The organism is Saccharomonospora iraqiensis subsp. paurometabolica YIM 90007 (genome assembly GCF_000231035.2).
Lineage (GTDB): Bacteria > Actinomycetota > Actinomycetes > Mycobacteriales > Pseudonocardiaceae > Saccharomonospora > Saccharomonospora paurometabolica.
Map to the genome: position 1 here is coordinate 31,015 of NZ_KI912258.1, position 2,576 is coordinate 33,590.

Below are 2,576 nucleotides of genomic sequence, written 5' to 3' on the forward strand. Positions count from 1 at the left end.
TACCGGTGGCGGGCCGTGCGGCTCGGCGGGGCGATGGCGACCGCGGTCGCCGCGTTCGCGTTCGGCCTGCTCGCCCGCGGTGACGCGGTCTTCTCCGTCCCCCTGGTGATCGTCGTGGCGGCGGTGTCGGCGCTGGTCAGCGCGGCGGGCAGCAACGCCTCGATCGCGGCGCTGCAGCTGTTCGTGTTCACCGTGCTCGGGACCGGCAGGCCGGAGGACGGGTTGTCCTACGGCCTCACGCTCGGGTGTTTCGCCGCGGGCTCCTGCTGGGGCCTGCTGGTGTCGCTGGCCGGGTGGACCGTGCGCGCCACCACCCCCGAACGGGAGGCCGTCGCCCAGGTCCACCTCGAACTGGCCGGGATGCTCTCCGCCGTCTCGGCCGGCGACGACGACATGTCCCGGGCGGCCCGGCACCAGCTCACCCGGGCGATGAACACCGCCTACGACCGGTTGCTCAGCGCCCGGTCATGGCTGTCCGGGCGGGACGAGACCTACCGGGGGCTGCTCAACCTGCTCACCGCCACCACACCGGCGATCGAGGCGTCGGTGGCGGTGGTGGACTCCGGGGAGCGCCCGCCGCGCGCGGTGATCGCGTACTTCACCGACCTCGCCACGGCGGTGCGCGGGGACGATCCGCTGCCCCACCCGCCGGGGGACGTCCCGGAGTCGCCGCCCGAGATCGCGGCGCTGTACGCGGCCCTGACCACGATCGGTATGGAGGAACAACGGCTGCACCGGGCCCGGGTCCCGCTCCGGCAGCGGCTGTCCGAGTGGGTCTCCGCGCTGGCGTCGGGCCCGGTGACCTGGACCGTCGCCGTCCGGGTGACCCTCTGCGTCGCCCTGGCGGAGGCGGTCCGGTTCGTCGTCCCGGTGGAGCGGTCGTACTGGATCACCCTCACCGTGGGGCTGATCATCAAGCCGGACTTCGGCTCGGTGTTCGGCCGGGCGGTGCTGCGGGGCCTCGGCACGGTCGCCGGGGTCGGGCTCGGCGCCGCCGTGGTCGCCCTGGTCCCGCCCGGGATCTGGGTGGCGGGCCTCGTCGCGCTCTTCGGGTCGGCGGCCGCGCTCGGGAAGGTGCGCAGCTACGGGTTGCTGAGCGCGTTCGTGACCCCGCTGCTGATCGTGCAGATGGAACTGTCCACCGGGGAACGGGACGTGGCCCTGGCCCGGCTGGAGGACACCGCACTCGGCTGCGCGATCGTGCTCGTCTTCGGCTATCTGTTGTGGCCGGGCAGCAGGCGTCCGGTGCTGGGCGGTCGGTTGGCGGACGTCGCCGAGGAGATCGCCGACTACGCCGACGCGGCGCTGCGTCCGGTGGACACCGCCCAGCGGCGACACGAACGGTCCCGCCGGCGGCGCCGGGCCTATCGCGCCCTGTCCGACCTGCGGACCGTCTTCCAGCAGCTCGTCGTCGAGCCCTCCGCGGCGGGGCGGCAGGCCGCGGCGTGGTGGCCCGCGATCGTGGCCCTGGAGCAGCTCACCGACGCGGTCACGGCGGTGGCGGTCGTCCTGGACCGGCGCGGCACGGCGACACCGCCCGCGGAGTCGGACGTGCGCCAGATCGGGCTGGCGCTGGCCGAGTTCGCGATGGCGGTGCGTCTGCACAGCCGCCCCGCCGAGGTGCGACTACCGCGGGACGAGCGGCTGGCGGGGGTGGTGGAGCAGATCTCGGCCGCGTTCGACGCGGTCACCGGCCCCGACCTGAGCACGTTCCGGCCGCGCGGGTAGTCGGGTGCGCGGTCGCCGCGAAGGTCGGCGCCCCACGTTGCGCGATCCGGCCGATGCTGGTGCTCTGGAGATATGGCTATGAACTTCAACCAGCTCAAGGGCAAGGCCCAGGACGCGCTGACCAAGAACAGCGGCAAGATCGAGCAGGGGCTCGACAAGGCGAGCGGGATGGCCAAGTCGCGGTTCGGCAAGCAGTCCGGCAAGATCGACACCGCGACCGAGAAGGCGAAGAGCTTCCTGCACAAGAACGCGGGGGGAGGACAGGGCGGAGCTCCCGGTGGCGGGCAGCAGCCGCCGCCCCCGCAGGGTGGCTGAGCCACTGAGCCGTCGAGTCACCGAGCCGTCGAGTCACTGGGCCGTCGAGTCACCGAGCGGTCAGGTCACCGAGCGGCCGGGTCTCGGGCGGCCGTGCCGTTGAGCCGCTCCGGCCGCGGCACGCGGGCGCTCGGGAGGGTCAGGCCGCTCCGTCCGGACCCGATGCCGGTCCGGGGACCTCGGCGGTGACCACGGAACCGTCGAGCGCCGTGACCCGGCCGCCGAGGTCGCCGACCCCGACGAGCCCGGCGCGGGAATCAGGTGCGTCCAGGTCGATCCGCACGGCCGCCCGCGGGGCCTCCCGCCGATCCCGCGCCGTGCGGTGGCCCTCGTGTCCGGACTCGATCGTGGCGGCGAGGCTGCCGGTGGAGGCGAGCGCACCGCGGGCCGCCCCGAGCGTGCCCAGTGCCTCGTCCAGCACGGGGAGCAACGCGGCACTATTACCCTCGGTCATCGCCCGCACCAGGTCCGGGCGGGTTCCGGCGACCCGGGTGCCGTCCGTGAACGACCCCGCGGCGAGCGCGGTGGCGACC

Annotated in this window: 2 protein-coding genes and 1 pseudogene; 2 read left to right on the forward strand and 1 reads right to left on the reverse strand. The window is 74.4% G+C overall.

What is annotated here, in order from left to right; all coding sequences use genetic code 11:
- A partial coding sequence (locus SACPADRAFT_RS0219375) for an FUSC family protein (protein ID WP_007027232.1) occupies positions 1–1,728 on the forward strand: 1,728 nt, incomplete at its 5' end.
- A gap of 72 nt (positions 1,729–1,800) precedes the next feature.
- Positions 1,801–2,043: an antitoxin gene (locus tag SACPADRAFT_RS0219380; protein WP_028662603.1), complete on the forward strand. Its 243-nt coding sequence runs from the start codon at positions 1,801–1,803 to the stop codon at positions 2,041–2,043.
- A 139-nt stretch (positions 2,044–2,182) separates the two neighbouring features.
- Here SACPADRAFT_RS0219380 and SACPADRAFT_RS28805 read toward each other — a convergent pair.
- Positions 2,183–2,576: pseudogene (locus tag SACPADRAFT_RS28805) on the reverse strand (prephenate dehydrogenase); the annotation flags it as partial.